We start from the raw sequence: 20267 nt of genomic DNA, 5'->3' as shown, positions 1-20267 counted from the left end.
GGCGGTTGTGCCTCCCTCGGGGGCCCGCCGATCCGGGTGGGCGATACTGGGTTCGAACCAGTGACCTCTTCGGTGTGAACGAAGCGCTCTCCCACTGAGCTAATCGCCCGGACGCAGGAAGAACATTACCCCATGTCAGGGGGTGCCTGTGACCAGCACGAAGCGGCGCCCGCCGGCGCTCGCGGCGCCCGCGCGGATCACTGGTCCTTGATCTTCCAGGGCATCACGACGCCGAACTTCCACACATAGATCCCGACGAGCACGCCCACGATCACGAGACCGATCGCCGTCAGCGTGATGTTGCGGCGCCGCACCTTGGGATCGAGGGCTCGCTGGGCCGCCTCGGTGACCTTGCGCTTCGTCCAGCGGAGCACCAGCTGGGCCCAGACGAACTCGGTCGCCCAGATGGCCATGCCGCCGAAGATCACCACCCAGCCGGGCCCGGGCAGCGGCAGCATGACGATGCCGGCGCCCACGACCGCGAGACCGACGACGAAGACCCCGACCTGCCAGCTCAGATGCAGGGCGCGACGCCTCTTGATGAACGCCGGCGCCCTGGAGCCGAGGCCGTGCTCGTCCTGCGCCCCGTCCGACCTCGTCTCGTCCGATGCCACGATGGCCTCGCCCGGCAGTCCCTCGGTCCGGTTACTCCCCGTATTCATACGGCCAAACTTTACCTTACTTTACCGAGCGGAAACCAGTCACCGGAATGGCCGTACCTCACGAACGACCCATGGGCCGGAAGAGTTACGTAAAGGCACGCAAAACACTCAGAGGGGTTTACAACGGCACCGTAGGTGGCATGTCGATTTCGCCGACGTGCGAATCCCCGAGCGCACACTGAGCGAAAGGCCCTGGCGCTTATGAACACCACGGTCAGCTGCGAGCTGCACCTGCGCCTCGTTGTGTCGAGCGAGTCCTCCCTGCCTGTCCCCGCAGGCCTGCGGTACGACACGGCCGACCCCTACGCCGTGCACGCCACCTTCCACACCGGAGCCGAGGAGACCGTCGAGTGGGTGTTCGCCCGCGACCTCCTCGCGGAGGGGCTGCACCGGCCCACCGGCACCGGCGACGTCCGTGTCTGGCCGTCGCGCAGTCACGGTCAGGGGGTCGTGTGCATCGCGCTGAGCTCCCCGGAGGGCGAGGCCCTGCTGGAAGCCCCGGCGCGGGCACTGGAGTCCTTCCTGAAGCGAACCGACGCCGCCGTGCCTCCCGGCACGGAACACCGGCATTTCGATCTCGACCAGGAGCTCTCGCACATCCTGGCGGAGAGCTAGGGCGAGGCAGCACGAAGCCGCCCGGCGCCGTCGACTCGGGGAGACGGCTCGGGCCAGAACAACTGCATACGGTACGCATCAGCGCCGCCGCCGCGATCCAGTCGTGGGGCGGCGCCGGTGTGTGCGGCGGGGCAGGGGGAAGGTGCCTGCCGGCACGACCGCCCGCAGCCGGGCGGCAAGCCACTAACATCGGCCAGCATGAGGCGGGCGTCCGCCCGACCCCCCAGGCCAGGGAGCGAAACGTGCTGATCACCCACGACACCCGGTGCGCGCTCGACACCGTGGTGGATCTGGTGAACACCGCACCGGAGGACAACGCGGCACCGGACGGACTGCCCGACGTCGCAGCTCTCGAGGATTTCGTACGAAACCACGACATCAGCGATGTGGGGACTCTCTCGGAGTTCGACCTCTCGGCCGTGCGCAAGATCCGCGGCCGGTTCGCCTCGGTCTTCGCGGCGCGCGATGCCCGGACCGCCGCCGGCGTGATCAACGAGCTGGTCGCCGCCGCGGGCACCACTCCGCGCCTCACGGACCACGACGGCTACGACTGGCATGTGCACTACTTCGCGCCCGGCGCCTCCGTCGCCGACCATCTCGCGGCCGACTGCGGGATGGCGCTGGCCTTCTTCGTGGTGGCCGGTGAGCAGGAGCGGCTGCGCCGCTGCGAGGCCCCCGACTGCCGGCGTGCCTTCGTGGACCTCTCCCGGAACCGCTCGCGCCGCTACTGCGACAGCCGTACCTGCGGAAACCGCCTGCACGTGGCCGCGTACCGGGCACGGCGCAAGGAGGCGGCGGGCTAGGCAAAGTCCAGGGCCTGTCCGGACTGGGATGTCGACGTGGTCCCCCGCGGGTGTCGCCGGGGACCACGGGTACGGCTCACAGCATCAGCAGGTCGTGCAACGACGCCATGAGCAGCAGACACCCGATCACCGCAAGGAAGATCATTAGCGGTGGCTGGGAAAGGGCGAAGAGGCATCCGCGCGGCTCGTCCTTCGGCGGCGCGGTATCGCCGTGTTCCGTGTCCAGCATCTCGCGGCGATGATGGCGCATTCCGCACGTCCGGTGCGCTCAACACGCGCGGAATGACCGGCAGTTCGCCGGATCCCGTGAAGTCCGGTTCCGGTCGTGATCACTTCACGTCACAGCCTTGATCCACTGTGTCGTTTCAGTCGTCATGCGCGGGTCATATGCCGTGCTTCTTCAGGATGGCCTCGATGTCGCTGAAGTCGTCCGCCGACTCGGTGCGGGGTGCGCTCGCGGGCCGGGTCGCCTGCCGGGCCCCCGGGCCCAGGGAAGGCGCGGAAGCCGTCGGAGCGACCGCTTCGCGCTGCCCCGCGGCCCTGGCTTCCCTGCGCTCCTTGCGGGTGCCACCCCGGCGGCGCTCCACCGCGCGCGTGGTGGAGAACAGCAGCCAGGCGGCGCCGAGCACGCCGAAGCCCGCCCAGGCCGTCGGACTGAAGGCGGTGTCCGCCAGCCACTGCACGGTGCCGGTCATCACCAGGCCGATGGGGACGAGTGAGTAGGCGGCGATGCGGGCGGCCTTGAGGAAGCGCTTGCGGTAGGCCGTGACCACCGCGATGCCCAGGCCGGCCGCGGACACGGCGGAACAGACGGTCTCGGCAATCATCCGGTCCTCCAGGCAGGGCTCGATCGGGCAGGGGCACTTCGTCCCTTCCATCCTGCACCGCCCGGACCTCGTGCGGCCATGGTCCGGGCGGACATCAGGGACATCTCCGGGTCGGCTCCTCCGAAGGTGCCGGTCCGGGGCACTCCCCCGGGTGTGGATCAGGGTCCCGGGCGCAGGTCACCGAGGCCGGGGTCCGATTGGGTCGACCGCGTCCGGGCTGGGAGACTGGCGGCATGAGCGACTCCTCCCCCGTGCCTCCCGCCGCGCCCGTCCTCGACGTCTGGTGCGACCTCCAGTGCCCGGACTGCCGTAGCGCCCTCGACGATCTGCGTGCCCTGCGCGCCCGCTACGGCGACCGGCTGGAGCTGCGGCTGCGGCACTTCCCGCTGGAGAAGAACAAGCACGCCTTCGCCGCCGCACAGGCCGCCGAGGAAGCCCTCGAACAGGGCAAGGGCTGGGCCTACGCCGAGGCCGTGCTGGCGCGGGTCGAGGAGCTGGGCCGTAAGGGAGAACCCTTCCTGGTCGAGGTGGCCGCCGAACTCGGTCTGGACGCCGAGGAGTTCGACACCGCGCTGATCGACGGCCGGCACATCCTGATCGTCGACGCCGACCAGGCCGAGGGCAAGGCGATCGGCGTGACCGGCACCCCGACGTACGTCGTCGACGGTCAGCGCCTGGACGGCGGCAAGAGCCAGGAGGGGCTGCGGGAGCGGATCGAGGAGATCGTGGACCGGCTGCTGGCCGGGCAGGGCGCCTGACCGGCGCCCGGGCGCTCCGCGGGATGCGGGGCCATGCGGCGTGGTCTGCGGAGCCGTCGTGGCTGGTCGCTCCCCCACTCTCGGCTTCGCTCGAGCGGGGGGACCCCCATCACGGCGGAGCCGCATATCGGGCACAGCCCCGTGCCCCTTCGGGAGCGTTGCCGAGGTTCGGCGGTCCTCGGCCGACCGCTCAGAGCAGCGGCTTGTACAGGACGTACTGCGTCGTCCGGTAGCCGAGTGACTCGTAGAGCCGCTCGGCCGGGGTGTTGCCGGCGAACACGTTGAGGCCGAGGACGCGTCGGCCGGCGTCGATCGCCTGAGTCTCCGCCAGGTGCATCAGCGTGCGGCCGTGTCCCTGTCCGCGGTGGGCGGTGTCGGCCTCGACGTCGTAGACGTAGGCCTCGTCGTCGGGCAGCGCCACCCAGAGGGTGCCCACCCGGGTCCGGTCGTGCTCCAGCACGCTGACCCGCATGTCCTCGGTGGCGAGCCCCCGGGGCAGCAGCATCGCGTGGGCGCGCCGCGACATCTCGTACGCCTCGGACTCGGGCACGCCCCGCTCGATCCACACGCGCGCGTACCCGTCGATCTCAGCCGCGAGCCATGCCTCGAACTCGGCCTCGGTCATGGGACGGCCGCGGCTGCCGGCCGGCAGCCGCGGCGGTGTGTCGCCGAGCCGCTTCTCCATGCCGCGGTTGCGGTGGACATAACCGAGCGCTGCTACGAGCCGCAGCGCCGCCTCGGCGTCGGCGGGCACCAGTGCCTCGATCTGCCGGCATCCCCAGCCGCGCGCTACCTCCTCCGCGGCGAGCGCGGCCACCGTGCCCCGGCCCCGGCGGCGGTCAGGCTCCTCGATGCGCAGATCGAGGATGCGGGCCATGAAGTCACCGAACTGGGGCAGGGTGCCGAGGTGGACCGTACCGACGGGCCGGCTGTTCACGCACACCTGGTAGCGACGTGAACGTGTCCCGTCCTCGGCACACTGAAGCGGCTCGGTCGGCCGCAGGGTCGTGGTCATCAGGGGTGTTCTACCCGCCTGACCCGCCCCTTGGCAGCCTGTTTTCCCGGGCTCTCACGGATCCAGGTCGTTCCCGGACCGCTCGTCGAAGATCCGCATGGCCTTGGCGGTCACCGGGCCCGGGGTGCGCGGCAGTTCGCGGTCGTCGACGCGGTGCACGGCCTGGACGTCGCGCAGGGTGGAGGTGAGGAAGACCTCGTCCGCGCGCTCCAGGACGTCGAGCGGCAGGTCGGTCTCCTTGGCGCCGGTCCACTCGACGGCGAGCGCGCGCGTGATGCCCGCGAGGCATCCGGAGGCGACCGGCGGGGTGTGGATCTCGCCGTCGAGGACGACGAAGACGTTCGAGCCTGTGCCCTCGCAGAGTTGGCCGACGGTGTTCGCGAACAGGGCTTCCGAGGCGCCGTGTTGGTGGGCGCGGGCGAGGGCGACGACGTTCTCGGCGTACGAGGTCGTCTTCAGGCCGGTGAGGGCGCCGCGTTCGTTGCGGGTCCACGGGACCGTGATCACCGCGGTGGAGTCGGGGCGGCGGGTGGTCTCGCCCAGGGCGACGACGAGGGTCGGGCCGTGCTCACCGCGGTCGGAGCCGAGCGGGCCGTGGCCGCCGGTGTAGGTGATGCGCAGCCGGCCGAGCGGCATCGGGTTGGCCTCGAGGACGGCGGCGCAGGCGCGGCGGACCTCGTCGTGGTCGGGGTCGGGCAGGCCGAGCCCGCGCGCCGAGCGGGTCAGCCGGTCGAGGTGCCGGGTGAGCGCGAACGGCTTCCCGTCCGTCGCCTTCACCGTCTCGAAGATGCCGTCGCCCACGGTCAGCCCGTGGTCGAAGACGGAGACACGGGCGGACTCGATGTCCTGCAGCCCGCCGTCGAGCCAGATCTTCACGTCTGTAGTCCCTCTCCACTCACCTCGTACGTCCCCGACGCTACCGCGAGCAGTCGGGCCGCCTTCAGCTCGGTCTCCCGCCACTCCGCCTCCGGGTCGGAGCCCCAGGTGATGCCCGCGCCGGTACCGAAGCGCAGGACGCCCTCGGCCCGGTCGATCCAGAAGGTGCGGATGCCGACCGCCAGCTCGCCGGCCGCCTGGTCCGCGTCGACCCAGCCGATGCCGCCGCAGTACGGGCCGCGGGGCGCCGTCTCCAGGGCTTCGATGATCCGCAGGGCGCTGGACTTGGGCGCACCGGTGACGGATCCGGGCGGGAAGGCCGCGTCGAGCAGTTCGGGCCAGCCGGCTTCCGCGCACAGCTCGCCGCGGACCGTCGACACGAGATGGACGAGCCCCGGATGCTTCTCGACGGCGCACAGATCGGGGACGCTCACGCTGCCGGTGGCGCAGACACGCCCGACGTCGTTGCGGACCAGGTCCACGATCATCACGTTCTCGGCGTAGTCCTTCTCCAGCAGGTCCGCCTCGGTACGTCCGGTGCCCTTGATCGGCCCGGACTCCACGACACGGCCGCCGCGCCGCAGGAAGAGCTCGGGCGAGGCCGTGGCTATCTCGACCCCGTGGGCGGGCAGCCGGATCGTTCCTGCATACGGTGCCGGGTTGCCGCGGGCCAGCAGCGCGGTCAGGGCGTCCACGTCGGCGTCGGGCGCGACGGGCGCGGAGAGCACCCGGCAGAGGTTCGCCTGATAGACCTCGCCGGCCGCTATGTGCTCGCGGATCCGGCGCACACCCGCCGTGTACGCCCCGCGGTCGAGGGAGGACGTCCAGTCACCGGCGGCCGGTCCCCGCCACTTCCCCGGCACCGGGGCGGGCACGGGCTCCACTCGTACGTCCCGGAAGCGGGCGCAGGTCAGGCGGCCCTCGAAGTCCGCCACGACGGCCCAGAAACCGGTGGAGTCGAGGGCCGCGGGATCGCTGGTGACGTCGAGGAGTCCGGTGGCGACGCGGTCACCGAAGCGGGCGAGAGGAGGGAGGTCGAGCACGCAGTCGAGTCTAGGGCGGGTGTCGTGAAGGTGGTCCGGGCATGTCCCTTCGGGGGCCCTGACCACGTACGCCAGCAGGCGCAGCGCAGCACGCTGCGCAAACGCGTTTTTGTGCTGGCCCGGGAATCCGCTAGAGTTCAACTCGTCGCCGGGCCGCGAGAGCGGATCGAAACGACAAGCGGACGTAGCTCAGTTGGTAGAGCGCAACCTTGCCAAGGTTGAGGTCGCGAGTTCGAGCCTCGTCGTCCGCTCGATGGAAACAGGGGATCTTCCCGAGCCCCTGCACTCCTGGTGGAGTGGCCGAGAGGCGAGGCAACGGCCTGCAAAGCCGTCTACACGGGTTCAAATCCCGTCTCCACCTCCAAGGACGATTAGCTCAGCGGGAGAGCGCTTCCCTGACACGGAAGAGGTCACTGGTTCAATCCCAGTATCGTCCACTGGATCTTCCAGCACGTACGGCGAGATCCATACCCGCGCGATTAGCTCAGCGGGAGAGCGCTTCCCTGACACGGAAGAGGTCACTGGTTCAATCCCAGTATCGCGCACGCAGTACGCATCACATGCAGGTTCACCTGCGCGATTAGCTCAGCGGGAGAGCGCTTCCCTGACACGGAAGAGGTCACTGGTTCAATCCCAGTATCGCGCACCAGCCGAAGCCCCCGGCCGTCTCGTACGGCCGGGGGCTTCGTCGTGTGCCGTCAGCTGGAGAACAGCATGTGGCCGAAGCTCTTGTGGCGGTGGTGACCGCCGTGGTGGCCACCGTAGTGGCCGCCTCCGTGGCCGCCGTGCTGGGCGCCCCAGGCGGGCGCGGGCGGGGCCGGGTAGGCCTGCGGGGCGGGCGGGGGCGGCGGCGCGGGCTGGGACCACTGGGACTCCAGGCGGGTCAGCGCCTCCAGCTCGCCGTAGTCGAGAAAGATCCCGCGGCAGCCGCTGCACTGCTCGATCTGGACACCGTTGCGGTTGTACGTGTGCATCGGCGCATGGCACTTCGGACACTGCATGGTCGGCTCAACTCCTCGCCGGTCGGTCCTGCTTCGCGTTTCGCCAGGACAGACTCTGTCAGGCTGCGGTCGGTTGCACCCTACTTCGCGAATCCCGGGACCAACTCCGGCGGGAGCGAAGCCATTCGGGCACATGCGTCGATCATGGACAGTTCGACCTCGTCCAGGGGGCGGTTCTCCGCTGCCGCCTTGGCTGTCGCGCGGGCGGCCGTCTGCACCGTGAGGGCGCGGGCCGGAACGTCCAGGGCGGGCCAGGGGTCGCCGTCGGCGGGGACGGCCGGGCCGCCGGCCGTGCGGTAGGCGGTGAGGAAGCGGGTCCACTCGTCCGGTGGGAGGAGGCCACAGGCGTACCAGGCGGCCGGGCGGGCCAGGTCCCAGGCCGGGACGCCGGTGCCGAGGTCGTCGACGTCGATGAGCAGCCACGGGCCGTCGGGGGCGGGGTGACGGACGAGCTGGCCGAGGTGGAGGTCGCCGTGGCACAGGGTGGTGGTGTCCGGCATGGGGGCTTCGGCTCGGGCCCAGGCCGGGAGGGTGTCCCAGGCCTGCAGGACCGGTGCGGTGGCGGGGTGGGCGGCGGCTGTCGCCCTGAGCCGGGCGATGGCTCGGGCGGCCTTGGCGGGGCCTCGCATGGGCGGGAGGGGGGTGGGGACGGGGGTGCGGTGGAGGCGGGCGAGGAGGGTGGCTGCGGGCTCCCAGGGGGCGGCGTCGGGGGTGTCCGGGTCCACGGGTGTGCCGTAGGGCCAGAACGTGACGAGGCGGCCGTGCAGGTCGACGGGGGTCGGGCTGACTGGGGGCAGGAGGATGCCGGGGAGGTGGGTGGCGGCGGTGAGGCGGGGGGTGAGGTCGGCGCGGGGGGTGTTCGGGGCGTGGGCCTTGGCGACCGTGTCCGCGTGGCGGACGACGGTGGCGTCGGGGCGGTCGGCGAGGGTGGCTGCGCCGCAGGGGCAGGTGTCCGTGCGGGAGTGGGCCTGGGCCTTGGCTCGGGTGGTCAGTTCGGTGAGCAAGGGGGTGGTCACGGGGCTCCCTGGGGCGGTGGGTCTCTTCGCGAGGGTACGGCGGGGTGGTGGGGGTGGGTATGGCACCCGACAGTGGCGGGGCCGTCCGTGGTGGGGCCGCTGAGGGATGCGCCCCCGCCGCCCCTACCCGTCCCGTCCCCAGGGGCTGCCGCCCCTTCGACCCCACCCGGGGCTCCGCCCCTGAACCCGGGCGGGGACTGCGTCCCCTGCATCCCTATCAGGGGCTCCCCCGGCACCCCGGCGGGGACTGCGTCCCCTGCACCCCTACCAGAGCTCCACCCCGAACCCCGGCCCCCTCCCGGGGCTCCGCCCCTGAACCCCGGCGGGGACTGCGTCCCCTGCACCCCTCCCGGGGCTCCGCCCCAGCACCCCGAGTCACGGGCCAGCTCCCGGCTCCACGGACCTGTCCGACCCACCGCCGGACTCCGCCCCTGAACCCCCGGGGCACCGCATCCCAAGAACCTCTCGCGGGGCTCCGCCCCAGCGCCCCGTTTCGGGGCTCCGCCCCGGACCCCTGTCGGCCTGAACGGCCTCCTCCTCGAACGCCGGACGGGCTGGAGGTGCCTGACCGGCGCCTGAGAGTGCGCCCCTGTGGGGGGCGGGGTGGCCACTCGTCATCGGCGGCGCATCGGCTCTCGAAAGGCTGGGTGGTCGGGGAGGGGAAAAAGCAATGCCGGCGCAGCTCCCCAGCTGCGCCGGCATTTTTGCCGTCCGCCGCACCCCCGTCCCCACGGGGTTTCATGGGTGGATGTCCCCGCCCGGACCGCTCTTCCGGGCCTGGGGTCGCCGCTCAGCGCCCCAGCATCACGCCCACGGACGACGCCTGTGTGGCCACTGTCTCCCAGCCGTCGAAGACGAAGAAGAGCAGGGCCGCCAGGGGGAGGACCATGAGCGTCGCCACCAGGGGGTGGCGGCGGCCCGTGCGGCGGTGGAGTGCGGTGCGCTCCTGGGTGCGGATCAGTGTCCGCGGTGCCGTTAGGGCCATGGTCCCTCTCCTGACCGTTCTCAGTTGTCGTTGGCAGCGGCGGGTGTCTGACCTCGGGGGACGAGTGCTGCACCCGCCGCTTGACCTCAAATCTAGGCGTCCGGCGCTCGCCGCACGTCATGCCCTCGTACCGATTGCCGGGCCTCCCGGAGGATGAGCCGTGAGCTGGGGCGTACTCCCCTGGGTGGAGACGAGGTCCTAGGTCTCAGGGTCTTCCCGGAGGGGGCGCCCGGTGTGCCCGGCCTTTTCCGAGCCGTCCTCCCTGGGGATGGGCTGCTCGACCAGGGCCAGCACCCGGTTCGCCATGAAGCGGGCCGTGCGGACCACGGAGCCGTTGCGGGTGACTTCGCTCACTTCCACGACACCTCGGCGTACCGCCGTCTCCACCCGGCGGCCCGCCCTGCTGGCCACCACCTCGTAGGTGCGGGTCGTGTCCCCCGCGTCCACGACTATTTCCACGCGATCACCCTTCACGTGTTCAATCCCCCTTCGTCGACGGGTGGTTGAGGTCACCGGACCCGTGAAGTCCGCCTGCTCGACCGGTCCCTGACCACCCTTCAAGTCTCCCACCCGGCACTGACAATCGATCTGGGCGAGAGGGCGCGGCCTCTGCGCGCGGGCGGCCGTGGAAACGTAAGCTGTGCCACGTCACACGGACCGGGCAGCGGGGATGAACATGGCGATGATGCGCCTGAGGCGCGAGGACCCGCGCGTCGTCGGCTCGTTCAGGCTTCACAGACGGCTCGGCGCGGGTGGGATGGGCGTCGTGTACCTGGGCTCCGACAAGAAGGGGCAGCGGGTCGCGCTGAAGGTCATCCGGCCGGATCTGGCGGAGGACCAGGAGTTCCGTTCCCGGTTCGCGCGGGAGGTCTCGGCCGCACGGCGGATCAGGGGCGGGTGCACGGCTCGGCTCGTGGCCGCCGATCTCGACGCGGAACGACCCTGGTTCGCCACCCAGTACGTGCCCGGCCCGTCGCTGCACGACAAGGTCGCCGACGGGGGGCCGCTGGGGGCGGCCGATGTCGCGGCTGTGGGTGCCGCCCTGTCGGAGGGGCTCGTCGCCGTGCACGAGGCGGGAGTCGTCCACCGGGACCTCAAGCCGTCGAACATCCTGCTGTCCCCCAAGGGCCCGCGGATCATCGACTTCGGCATCGCCTGGGCGACCGGGGCGTCCACTCTGACGCATGTCGGTACGGCCGTCGGCTCCCCGGGTTTCCTCGCGCCGGAGCAGGTGCGCGGTGCCGCCGTCACCCCCGCCACGGACGTGTTCTCGCTGGGGGCGACCCTGGCGTACGCCTCGATGGGTGACTCGCCCTTCGGGCACGGCAGTTCCGAGGTGATGCTGTACCGGGTCGTACACGAAGAGGCACAGCTGCACGGCGTCCCGGACGCGCTGGCTCCGCTGGTGCGGGCGTGTCTGGCGAAGGACCCCGAGGAGCGGCCCAGCACGCTTCAGCTGTCGCTGCGGCTCAAGGAGATCGCCGCCCGTGAGGCGCAGGGGCTCGCCGACCCCCGTCCGCCCGCGCCGCGTTCAGCGGAGGCGGACCGGCCCACCGGGCGACTCGCCGACACCTATCCGGAGCAGCAGCGCGAGCACCGTCGTCCCCCGGGCCCGCAGGGTGCTCCCCCCTCACGGGGTGCTTCCGCCGGCTCGCGTGGGGTGCCTCCGGTGCGGGGCGGAGCCGCGCCTTCACGGGGCGGCAACGTCTCCCGCGGTGGGCCCCCGCCGCCCCAGCGTTCCGGGTCCCGGCCCGCCCCGGGGGCGCGGAACACGAGCCGCCAGGGCGCGGGGGCCCGGCCCGCGCCGCGCAGCGGTACCGGACGTCCGGCGCCCAGGCCCACGGGGACGGGGCGGCGGCCTGCCAATCCCCGGTTGCTGCGGCAGCGGCTGTTCGTGTTCGTCGTCGTGACGCTGCTGGTGGCGCTCGGCATCGCCGCGGCGCAGGGGTGCCAGGGGCCGTCGCGGGGGCTGGGCGGTGGCGACGGCGTGGTGCCGCAGCAGCAACAGCACGTGGAGCCGGGGCGCGCCCAGGTGGACTGAGGCGTCACAGCCCCGGCAGGATCCGTTCGAAGAACTCCCGGTCGCCGTCGAAGACGGGGGTGAGCGCGAGGAACTCCTCGGGGGTGACCCAGCGGGTCTCGGCGACCTCGACGGGGTCGGGGACGATCTCGCCGGTGGTCGCGTCCGCCGTCCACCAGTGGAGGCGGAAGAGACCGTCGTCGGTCTCCGACTCCCAGACCTTGGCGAGGGGGGAGACGGTCAGGCCGACCTCCTCCCGGACCTCGCGGACCACGGCCTGCTCCTGGGTCTCCCCCGGTTCGACCTTGCCGCTGAGGGGCTGCCAGTAGCCGGGGCGGGAGACGCCGGGGCCGCGACGGATCGCCAGCACTCTGCCGTTCCGGCGCAGGACCGCGACGATCGCCTGCCGCTTCGACACCGGACTATCCCGCCGGGCGGCCCGTGGCCACCGCGTAGAAGGCGACCGCGGCCGCCGCGCCCACGTTGAGGGAGTCGACGCCGTGGGACATGGGGATGCGGACCCATTCGTCGGCGGCGACCAGGGCCTGGGTGGACAGGCCGTCGCCCTCGGCGCCGAGCATCAGCGCCACGCGGTCCATCTTGTGCGGGGCGGCCTCGTCGAGGGACCTGGCCTTTTCGTCGGGGGTGAGCGCGAGGAGCGTGAAGCCGGCCTCGCGGACCGACTCCAGGCCCTTGGGCCAGGTGTCGAGGCGGGCGTAGGGGACGGAGAAGACCGCGCCCATCGAGACCTTGACGCTGCGGCGGTACAGGGGGTCCGCGCAGTCCGGGGAGAGCAGGACCGCGTCCATGCCCAGGGCGGCCGCCGAGCGGAAGATCGCGCCGATGTTGGTGTGGTCGTTGACCGACTCCATGACGACGACCCGGCGGGTGGTCTGGAGGAGGTCGGTAGCCGTCGGCAGCGGTTTGCGCTGCATGGAGGCGAGCGCGCCGCGGTGCACGTGGTAGCCGGTGACCTGTTCGGCCAGGTCCGGGCTGACCGCGTACACCGGGGCCGGAAGCTCGTCGATGACGTCGCGCATGACGTCGACCCACTTCGCGGACAGCAGCATCGAGCGCATCTCGTACCCGGCGTCCTTCGCCCGGCGGATGACCTTCTCGCCCTCGGCGATGAACAGGCCCTCGGCCGGTTCGCGCTTGCGGCGCAGCTCCACGTCGGTCAGGCCTGTGTAGTCGCGCAGGCGCGGGTCGTCGGGGTCCTCAACGGTGATGAGATCGGCCACAGGGTGATACTGCCTTGTCCTGGGTGTGGTGCCAACGGCTGTGTACGAGTTGGGTTACCCGCGGTTACGCGGAAGATCGCGGTCCTACGCCGACGACCTCGCCGATGACGATGACCGCCGGCGGCTTGACCTCCTGCGTACGCACCGTCTCGCCGACCGTCGCCAGGGTCGCGTCGACGCGGCGCTGGGCGGCCGTGGTGCCCTCCTGGACCAGGGCGACGGGGGTGTCGGCCGGCTTGCCGTGTGCGACGAGCGTCTCGGCGATCTTTCCGATCTTGTCGACGCCCATGAGGATCACGAGCGTGCCGGTGAGCTTGGCCAGGGACGCCCAGTCGACCAGGGAGCGTTCGTCGTCGGGGGCGACATGGCCGCTGACCACCGTGAACTCGTGCGCGACGCCGCGATGGGTGACCGGGATACCGGCCGCGCCGGGGACCGAGATCGAGCTGGAGATGCCGGGCACGACGGTGCAGGGGATGCCGGCCTCGGCGAGGGCGTTCAGCTCCTCCATGCCCCGGCCGAAGACGTAGGGGTCGCCGCCCTTCAGCCGTACGACCGACTTGCCCTGCTTGGCGTGCTCGATCAGGGCGTTGTTGATGGCTTCCTGGGCCATGAAACGGCCGTACGGGATCTTCGCCGCGTCGATCACCTCGACGTGCGGCGGGAGTTCGGCGAGGAGGTCGCGGGGGCCGAGGCGGTCGGCGATGACGACGTCGGCCTCGGCGAGGAGGCGGCGGCCGCGGACCGTGATGAGGTCCGGGTCGCCGGGGCCGCCGCCGACGAGGGCGACGCCGGGGGTGCGGGTCCGGTGGTGCGGCGCCACCAGGGTGCCGTCGCGCAGGCCCTCGACGACCGCGTCGCGGATGGCGGCGGTGTGGCGGGGGTCGCGGCCGCGGGCCTCGGTGGTGAGGACGGCGACCGTGACGCCCTCGCTGTGGCCGGTCGCCGGGGTCCAGGCCGTGGCGGCGTCGGCGTCGTCGGAGCGGACGCACCACACGCGGTGGCGTTCCGCTTCGGCGGAGGCCCGGGTGTTCGCCTCCGTGTCGCCGGTGGCGATCAGGGCGTACCAGGCGTCCGCGAGGTCGCCTTCGGCGTACGGGCGCTGCTGCCAGGTGATCTCGCCCGCGTCGGCCATGGCCTCGACGGAGGGGGTCGCCTCGGGGGATACGAGGTGAATGTCCGCGCCTGCTGCGATGAGGGCCGGGAGGCGGCGCTGGGCGACCTGGCCGCCGCCGAGGACGACCACTTTGCGGCCGGTGAGGCGGAGGCCTACGGGGTAGGCGGGGTTTTCGGCCATGAGGGTGCGGCTCCTCTTTACGGCGGTGCGGTGGCCCTGACGTGCGGATTTTACGGCGCAGGGCGGGAAGGGCGGCTCAGGTGTCCGGTGGCTGGGCGTCGTTGCCGGGTGCGGGTGCGCGGGTCCGTGCCCACCCTCCCCCACTCTCGGCCTCGCTCGAGCGGGGGACCCCATCGCCCTGCGGAACGACAGCCCACGGACCCACGTACGGCTGACGGCGACCAGCGTGCACGGGCGCGGAACTTCCCGGCATCGCCGTGGGGACAGCCGCTACTTCTCTGTTACCCCTGCGGAGTCGAAGGTCGCCACCTCGTGCATGGCCCTCGCCGTGCTCTGGACGAGCGGGAGGGCCAGGAGGGCGCCCGTGCCCTCGCCGAGGCGGAGGTCGAGGTCGACCAGGGGGCGCAGGCCCAGCTTGTTGAGGGCGGCCACATGGCCGGGCTCGGCGCTGCGGTGGCCCGCGATGCAGGCCGCGAGGACCTCGGGGGCGATCGCCCGGGCGACCAGGGCGGCGGCACCGGCGCTGACGCCGTCCAGGATCACCGGGGTACGGAGCGAAGCGCCGCCCAGCAGAAGACCCACCATCGCCGCGTGCTCGAAGCCGCCGATCGCGGCGAGCACGCCGATGGGGTCGGCCGGGTCCGGCTGGTGGACCTCGATGGCGCGGCGGACGACCTCGGTCTTGCGGGCCAGGGTCTCGTCGTTGATGCCGGTGCCGCGGCCGGTCACCTCGGCCGGGTCGGTGTCCGTGAAGACCGAGATCAGGGCCGCGGACGCCGTCGTGTTCGCGATGCCCATCTCACCCGTCAGCAGTGCCTTGTTGCCGGCCGCCACCAGGTCACGGGCCGTCTCGATGCCGACCTCGATGGCCTGCTTGGCCTCCTCGCGGGTCATCGCGGGGCCGGTGGTCATGTCGGAGGTGCCCGCGCGGACCTTGCGGGGCAGCAGCCCGGGGGTGGCGGGCAGATCGGCCGCGACGCCGACGTCCACCACGCACACCTCGGCCCCCACCTGGCCGGCGAAGGCGTTGCAGACCGCGCCGCCGCCGAGGAAGTTGGCCACCATCTGAGCGGTGACCTCCTGCGGCCAGGGAGTGACGCCCTGGGCGTGCACGCCGTGGTCGCCCGCGAAGATCGCGACGGCCGCGGGCTCCGGGATGGGCGGCGGGCACTGCCGGGACAGCCCGGACAGCTGCGCGGAGATGATCTCCAGCATGCCGAGCGCGCCGGCCGGCTTGGTCATGCGCTTCTGCCGCTCCCAGGCCTCGCCGAGCGCCTTGGCGTCCAGCGGGCGGATCTGGGCGACGGTCTCGGCGAGCAGGTCGTGCGGCTCCTCGCCGGGCAGGGCGCGGCGGCCGTACGTCTCCTCGTGCACGACCCAGGACAGCGGGCGGCGCTTGGACCAGCCGGCCTGCATCAGCTCGGGCTCGTCCGGGAACTCGTCGACGTACCCGACGCACAGGTAGGCGATGACCTCCAGGTGTTCGGGCAGGCCGAGGGCGCGGACCATCTCGCGCTCGTCGAAGAAGCTGACCCAGCCGACACCGAGGCCCTCGGCGCGGGCGGCGAGCCAGAGGTTCTCGACGGCGAGCGCGGCGGAGTAGGGCGCCATCTGCGGCTGGGTGTGGCGGCCGAGGGTGTGGCGGCCGCCGCGGGTCGGGTCGGCGGTGACGACGATGTTCACCGGGGTGTCGAGGATGGCCTCGATCTTCAGTTCCTTGAACTGCTTCGCCCGGCCCTTGGGCAGCGACTTCGCGTACGCGTCGCGCTGGCGCATGGCCAGTTCGTGCATGGTGCGGCGGGTGTCGGCGGAGCGGATGACGACGAAGTCCCAGGGCTGGGAGTGGCCGACGGAGGGCGCCGTGTGCGCGGCCTCCAGCACGCGGAGCAGCACCTCGTGCGGGATGGGGTCGCTGCGGAAGCCGTTGCGGATGTCGCGGCGCTCACGCATGACCTTCATGACGGCCGCGCGCTCCGCGTCGTCGTAGGCGGGCGCGGCCGGACCGGTGGACTGTCGTGCTTCTTCCACTGCGGCCGTGCTCTCTTCTTCCTGGTCGGCGGCCCTGGTGTCCAGGTCCTCCGCGTGCTGTACGAGGTGGGGGTCGGCCTCCCGCGGGGCGGGGACCCTGACGACGGGCTCCGGCGCCTGCTCCTCCTCCGGGGGGAGGGTGAGGGCGTGCGGCGGGGTCGGGGCGAGGTGCGGGGTGGTCGGCACCGAGCCGTCGACGAGGACGAACTGGCCGACGGACGCGTCCGGTTGCGGATCCGCGGGCTCCGCGACCGTCGGCTGGGGCGTGTCCGTGCCGGGGCCGGGAGGCGCCGGTTCCGCGGCCTCGTCGGTCGGGAGTGCGGCCGGGACCTCGGTGAAGTCTGCGGCGGGCTCGGGTGCGAGGGGCTCCGCGGGGTGCGCCTGGTCCGTCGGGGAGACCGCGTCGGCCGGTTCGGCGACGGCAGCGGCCTCGGGCTGCACTTCCGCGTCCGGCGCGGTCTGGACGGGGCTGATCTGGTGCTCCGCTGCCACGGCGTGGGCCGCGGGCTCGGGGGCGGCGGTGGCGTCCCCGGCCGGTGCCACGGACTGCGCGAGCTGTGCCGCGTCCGGGGCTGCCGGGAAGGCGGCTCCCGCGGCCTCCGCGGTGGCGGGCAGGTGCGCGGGCGCCTCGGCGGTTTGCATGGGCTCGACGGCGATGGCCTGAGCGGGTTCAAGGACGATGGGCTGGGCCGCGGCCTGGTCGGCGGCGTGAGCCACTTGGTCAGCGTCCGGCGCCACGGTCTCGGGTGCCGGTACGGCCTCGGGGGCGATTGCCTCAGGTGCCTGCCCGGTATGCGGTGCGGCCGTCTCGGGGTGCTGCGCAGCTTCCGGTGCGCTCGTCTCGGAGAGCTGACCGGCCTCGGCGGCCACTGCCTCGGGGAACTGCCCGGCCTGGTTTGCGACCGCCTCGGGGAAGTGCCCGGCCTCCTGGGTGACCGCCTCGGGGAAGTGCCCGGTCCCGGCCGCGACCGCCTCGGGCGACTGCGGGCTCGCGGGTGCCACGGCCTCGGCGACCTGCGGTGCTTCGGGCACCACGGCCGCGGCGGGCTGCTCGCTGCCGGGCGCGACGGCCTCGGCGAGCGGTGCGCCCTCTGTCGTGACGGGCTCGGTGATCGGTGCGACCTCGGACGTGACGGGCTCGATGATCGGCGCGGCCTCAGATGCGGGCCCCTCGGCGACCGGGCCGGCGCCGGGCGCGAGGCCCTCGTCGACCGGTGCGCCCTCAACCGTCGGCGCCTCTTGCGGCGCGTGGGTCGCCTCCGGAACCTGGCCGGCGGCCTCCGGCGCAGGCGCCGCTCCGGGAGCCGGGACGGCCTCGGGACCTGGAGCGGATACGGCCGCCACACCGGGCACGGCAGCGTCGGGCTGCCCGCCGTCGGGGGCGACTCCGGCAACGTGGGCCGGCCCGGCCTCCGGTGCGGAAGCGGCCGGTTCGTTCTGCCCGGCGTCCGAAGCAACCGGGGCAACCGCGCCCTGCTCAGCCGCCTGCGCACCGTCCGCGGCAGCCCCCACCGGAGCCCCTTGCGCGCCGTACACGGCGAACTCCCCGGAAGCCCCGTGCCCGCTCCCCGCGGCGGGGAACCCGCCGTGAGCGACGTGCCCGGCCCCGGCAACCGGTCCACCGGCAGCCACCGGCCCACCGTCCGCAGCCGGCGCACCCGCGGCGGCCCCGGCGGTCTGCCCGCCCTCCACGGCGGACACCCCCACCGGAACGTGCCCGCCTTCCGGGCCGTGGGCCACGCCGACAGCACCGTCCTGCGCCGCCGGCGCGGTCTCCGTGGCGATGTGGGCCATGGCGGGCTGTGCGGCAGCCGCCGGCTCCGCGCTCGGTTCGGCCGCCGGAACAACCGTTTCGGCAGCCGGTGCCTCGGCGTTCACCGGTGCCGCCGTCTGCACCGCGGCCTGCGCCTGGGCGCCCCAAGGGGCCGCACCCTGCGGCGGCATCTCGTGCAGCTGGGGGGCCTCGAAGTACTCGGGGCCGGTGGCCGGCGTGGCGGGCTGGCGTACCGGTGCGCCCGCGGGGCCGCGGTCGGCGAGGGAGCGGACCGGGCTCGCCGAGGTGTCGGGGATCGGCGGGCCGAGGTGCAGGGGGCGACGTGGCGTCACCGGCCCGGGGGCCGGCGTCGGGTTGGGGAGGCGGACGCCGCCGAGGTCGACCGAGCCGCTGTCGCGGCCCGCCGTCTCGTGCGGGCCCGGCTCGTGGACGGCCTCGACGACCGGCTCGGGCGCGGGCGGGGCGACCTCGTTGCCCCACGGGCTCTGGGCCCCCGGCAGCAGCAACAGGTCTTCGTCCTCGGCGGTGGTCTCGGAGAGGTAGGTGTACGCACCGTGCGCATGGACGCCCGGCTGTTCCACCATGCCTGCGCTCTCCGGCAGCCCCTCGCCCGGGACCTGGCCGGTGTCGGTCATGCGTACCCCTCGCCCATCGGTTAGTGCTTCCACGTCAAGCTCGCCGGGAGCGGCGCACCGACCGCCCCCGCAGTGAAGAACGAGCGTGCCTGCCCAGCGGCACGAACGACCCGCCCACAAAAGGCGACAAAGCCATTCAGTGGCATTGTCCCGGCCGTTCCTCCGTCACGACAGGTTGATCCGTGACGACCCGCTGTGGACTGCGCCACGTTGCGCGTCCTCCGGTTCTGCCGTACCGCACCCACCCCAAAAGGGGTGCGTTTTCCGGACATTGACGAACGAAATGCCGGGCCACCCGGTGCGGTACAACGGTCGGCCAGCCTACCGCGAGCGGTACGACTACAGGATCACCGGGACGGCAGAAACCAGGATCACTGGGACGGCGCCAGGGTCACGATGCGCGCCCCGGGAGCGTGCCGCTGAGCAGGAACGCGACGCTCCGCTCCGTCTCCGTCCAGGCCCTGGTGTCGAGTTCGACGGACTGGATCAGGGCGCACTCGACCCGGTAGCCGTGCTCGGTGAGGTCCCGGCCGACGAGTTCGGCCGCGTCACGGGTGGCCGCGTGGGTGACGATGCGCTGCGGGCGGCGGTCGGCGACCGCGGAGACCACGGCCGCTCCCCCGCCGCCGACGCGGACGACGTCCGGCTCGGGGAGGTTCTCCAGGACGTGCGGGGCCGTTCCCTGCACGATCTGCAACTGGACGCCGAAGTGCCGGGCTGCGGCGTCCGTGCGGGCACAGGCCTCCAGGGCACGGTCGACGGCGATGACGGCGGCCCCGGCGCGTGCGGCCTCGGTGGCGAAGGCCCCGCTGCCGCAGCCGATGTCCCAGACGAGGTCCCCTACCCGCGGGCCCAGCCGGGCGAGTTGGGCGGCGCGCAGCAGATCCGTCTCGCCCTCGCCGAGCGGGCCGTCGTAGGCCTCGGCGGGCTGGGTCCAGCCGCGCGGTCCGGCGGCCGGGTCGCGGCCGGACAGCCAGCCGCCGCCCTCGCCGGAGACCCCGGGTCCGGCGGGTCCGCCGATGACGATGACGACGTTCGGGTCGCGCCAGGTGTGGTCGGGGGCCTTGTCGGAGGTGACGACGGTGACCTGTTCGCGTTCGGTGCCGAGTTCCTCGCAGATGACGAAGGTGCGGTGGACGCCTTCGAGGAGGAGGCCGAGTTCGGCGGGGCCCGCACCGGGTGAGGTGAGGACGGCGACTTTGGTATGGGCGCGGCACACATTCACCGCACGTCGCAGGGTGCGGCGGTGTGCGACGACCACTTGTGCGTCGTCCCAGGGCATACCGGCCCGGGCGAAGGCCGCGGCCACCGAGGAGACGGCGGGGACGACCTCGACCTCGAGGCCGAACTCGGGTGCGCGCAGGGCTCGTACGACGCCGAAGAATCCGGGGTCACCGTCGGCCAGTACGACCGCGGTGCCGCGGTGGCCGGCGATGCGGCGGGCGGCGAGTGAGACGCTGCCGAGGCGGATGCGCTCGGCGCGGGGCGGCACTTCGGGGAGCGCCAGGTGGTGGGCGGCACCGGCCACCAGCGTGGCGGCGCCCAGGGCGGAGCGGGCCGCGGCGGTCAGGGGCGAGCCGTCCCAGCCGATCACCGTGACACGGTCGGCCATCGTCGTCGGTCTCCAGGGGTTTTACGCAGGTCGGGCTCCGTGAGGGTACCTGGTGTCAG

Annotated in this window: 19 protein-coding genes and 6 tRNA genes; 9 read left to right on the top strand and 16 right to left on the bottom strand. The window is 72.8% G+C overall.

Annotation, left to right across the window (positions count from 1 at the left end; all coding sequences use genetic code 11):
• Positions 1-37: 37 nt before the first annotated feature.
• Together ACWC1K_RS44270 and ACWC1K_RS44265 are read right to left on the bottom strand one after the other, a co-directional pair.
• Positions 38-109: transfer RNA gene (locus ACWC1K_RS44270), tRNA-Val, on the bottom strand.
• Between the two features lie 88 nt (positions 110-197).
• Complete coding sequence (locus ACWC1K_RS44265; RefSeq protein ID WP_450839182.1) at positions 198-662, bottom strand: TIGR02611 family protein; 465 nt, start codon at positions 660-662, stop codon at positions 198-200.
• A 201-nt stretch (positions 663-863) separates the two neighbouring features.
• On the opposite strand from ACWC1K_RS44265, the gene ACWC1K_RS44260 reads away from it, so the two are divergent.
• Positions 864-1277, top strand: coding sequence for an SsgA family sporulation/cell division regulator (locus ACWC1K_RS44260; RefSeq protein ID WP_004002642.1), 414 nt, complete (start codon positions 864-866; stop codon positions 1275-1277).
• A gap of 242 nt (positions 1278-1519) precedes the next feature.
• Positions 1520-2080 carry a CGNR zinc finger domain-containing protein gene (locus ACWC1K_RS44255; protein WP_450839181.1) on the top strand — a complete coding sequence of 187 codons (561 nt, stop codon included), beginning with the start codon at positions 1520-1522 and terminating at the stop codon, positions 2078-2080.
• A 76-nt stretch (positions 2081-2156) separates the two neighbouring features.
• Here the strand turns inward: ACWC1K_RS44255 and ACWC1K_RS44250 are convergent, their stop codons facing one another.
• A complete protein-coding gene (locus tag ACWC1K_RS44250; protein ID WP_180292031.1) occupies positions 2157-2309 on the bottom strand; it encodes a hypothetical protein in 153 nt (50 codons plus the stop codon).
• 154 nt (positions 2310-2463) lie between these two features.
• The gene (locus ACWC1K_RS44245; protein WP_450839179.1) at positions 2464-2907 is read right to left on the bottom strand and encodes a hypothetical protein; all 444 of its coding nucleotides are present in this window, start codon (positions 2905-2907) and stop codon (positions 2464-2466) included.
• Positions 2908-3140: 233 nt separating this feature from the next.
• On the opposite strand from ACWC1K_RS44245, the gene ACWC1K_RS44240 reads away from it, so the two are divergent.
• Positions 3141-3665: a DsbA family protein gene (locus ACWC1K_RS44240; RefSeq protein ID WP_450839178.1), complete on the top strand. Its 525-nt coding sequence runs from the start codon at positions 3141-3143 to the stop codon at positions 3663-3665.
• 190 nt (positions 3666-3855) lie between these two features.
• Here the strand turns inward: ACWC1K_RS44240 and ACWC1K_RS44235 are convergent, their stop codons facing one another.
• Genes ACWC1K_RS44235 through ACWC1K_RS44225 form a run of 3 tightly spaced genes read right to left on the bottom strand, consistent with a single transcriptional unit; the run spans position 3856 to position 6599 of the window.
• On the bottom strand, positions 3856-4680 hold the full coding sequence (locus tag ACWC1K_RS44235; protein ID WP_450839176.1) for a GNAT family N-acetyltransferase: 825 nt from the start codon (positions 4678-4680) through the stop codon (positions 3856-3858).
• Positions 4681-4734: 54 nt separating this feature from the next.
• Entirely contained in the window at positions 4735-5556 is an 822-nt protein-coding gene (locus tag ACWC1K_RS44230) for an aminotransferase class IV (RefSeq protein WP_450839175.1), read from the bottom strand.
• Positions 5553-6599, bottom strand: a complete 1047-nt coding sequence (locus ACWC1K_RS44225) for a chorismate-binding protein (RefSeq protein ID WP_450839173.1) — start codon at positions 6597-6599, stop codon at positions 5553-5555. Before ACWC1K_RS44225 ends, ACWC1K_RS44230 begins: the two co-directional genes overlap by 4 nt.
• Positions 6600-6777: 178 nt before the next feature.
• Here ACWC1K_RS44225 and ACWC1K_RS44220 point away from each other — a divergent pair.
• The 5 genes from ACWC1K_RS44220 (at position 6778) to ACWC1K_RS44200 (ending at position 7248) form a co-directional block, all read left to right on the top strand.
• Positions 6778-6850 (top strand) — tRNA-Gly (locus ACWC1K_RS44220).
• Positions 6851-6889: 39 nt separating this feature from the next.
• Positions 6890-6963, top strand: a tRNA-Cys gene (locus tag ACWC1K_RS44215).
• 1 nt (position 6964) lies between these two features.
• A tRNA-Val gene (locus ACWC1K_RS44210) sits at positions 6965-7036 on the top strand.
• A gap of 36 nt (positions 7037-7072) precedes the next feature.
• Positions 7073-7144: transfer RNA gene (locus ACWC1K_RS44205), tRNA-Val, on the top strand.
• A 29-nt stretch (positions 7145-7173) separates the two neighbouring features.
• Positions 7174-7248, top strand: a tRNA-Val gene (locus tag ACWC1K_RS44200).
• Positions 7249-7297: 49 nt separating this feature from the next.
• Here the strand turns inward: ACWC1K_RS44200 and ACWC1K_RS44195 are convergent.
• From ACWC1K_RS44195 to ACWC1K_RS44180, 4 genes are all read right to left on the bottom strand, one after another.
• Positions 7298-7600, bottom strand: coding sequence for a TFIIB-type zinc ribbon-containing protein (locus tag ACWC1K_RS44195; protein WP_450762913.1), 303 nt, complete (start codon positions 7598-7600; stop codon positions 7298-7300).
• An 80-nt stretch (positions 7601-7680) separates the two neighbouring features.
• Complete coding sequence (locus tag ACWC1K_RS44190; RefSeq protein WP_450839172.1) at positions 7681-8616, bottom strand: phosphotransferase family protein; 936 nt, start codon at positions 8614-8616, stop codon at positions 7681-7683.
• Positions 8617-9406: 790 nt separating this feature from the next.
• On the bottom strand, positions 9407-9601 hold the full coding sequence (locus ACWC1K_RS44185; protein WP_450839171.1) for a hypothetical protein: 195 nt from the start codon (positions 9599-9601) through the stop codon (positions 9407-9409).
• A 198-nt stretch (positions 9602-9799) separates the two neighbouring features.
• Complete coding sequence (locus ACWC1K_RS44180) at positions 9800-10075, bottom strand: hypothetical protein (protein WP_344405710.1); 276 nt, start codon at positions 10073-10075, stop codon at positions 9800-9802.
• A 196-nt stretch (positions 10076-10271) separates the two neighbouring features.
• On the opposite strand from ACWC1K_RS44180, the gene ACWC1K_RS44175 reads away from it, so the two are divergent.
• A complete protein-coding gene (locus ACWC1K_RS44175; RefSeq protein WP_450839185.1) occupies positions 10272-11642 on the top strand; it encodes a protein kinase domain-containing protein in 1371 nt (456 codons plus the stop codon).
• Between the two features lie 4 nt (positions 11643-11646).
• On the opposite strand, the gene ACWC1K_RS44170 is transcribed toward ACWC1K_RS44175, so the two are convergent.
• From ACWC1K_RS44170 to cbiE, 5 genes are all read right to left on the bottom strand, one after another.
• The gene (locus ACWC1K_RS44170; RefSeq protein ID WP_450839169.1) at positions 11647-12039 is read right to left on the bottom strand and encodes an NUDIX domain-containing protein; all 393 of its coding nucleotides are present in this window, start codon (positions 12037-12039) and stop codon (positions 11647-11649) included.
• 4 nt (positions 12040-12043) lie between these two features.
• Positions 12044-12862, bottom strand: coding sequence for a TrmH family RNA methyltransferase (locus ACWC1K_RS44165; protein WP_450839167.1), 819 nt, complete (start codon positions 12860-12862; stop codon positions 12044-12046).
• A gap of 64 nt (positions 12863-12926) precedes the next feature.
• Positions 12927-14159, bottom strand: coding sequence for a uroporphyrinogen-III C-methyltransferase (gene cobA / locus ACWC1K_RS44160; RefSeq protein ID WP_450839165.1), 1233 nt, complete (start codon positions 14157-14159; stop codon positions 12927-12929).
• 270 nt (positions 14160-14429) lie between these two features.
• Positions 14430-18596, bottom strand: a complete 4167-nt coding sequence (cobT, locus tag ACWC1K_RS44155; RefSeq protein ID WP_450839164.1) for a nicotinate-nucleotide--dimethylbenzimidazole phosphoribosyltransferase — start codon at positions 18594-18596, stop codon at positions 14430-14432.
• A gap of 391 nt (positions 18597-18987) precedes the next feature.
• On the bottom strand, positions 18988-20208 hold the full coding sequence (gene cbiE, locus ACWC1K_RS44150; protein ID WP_450839162.1) for a precorrin-6y C5,15-methyltransferase (decarboxylating) subunit CbiE: 1221 nt from the start codon (positions 20206-20208) through the stop codon (positions 18988-18990).
• Positions 20209-20267 lie beyond the last annotated feature (59 nt).

The sequence above is a fragment of the Streptomyces sp. NPDC001492 genome (assembly GCF_053597275.1).
This window is presented reverse-complemented; position numbering and strand designations above follow the sequence as displayed.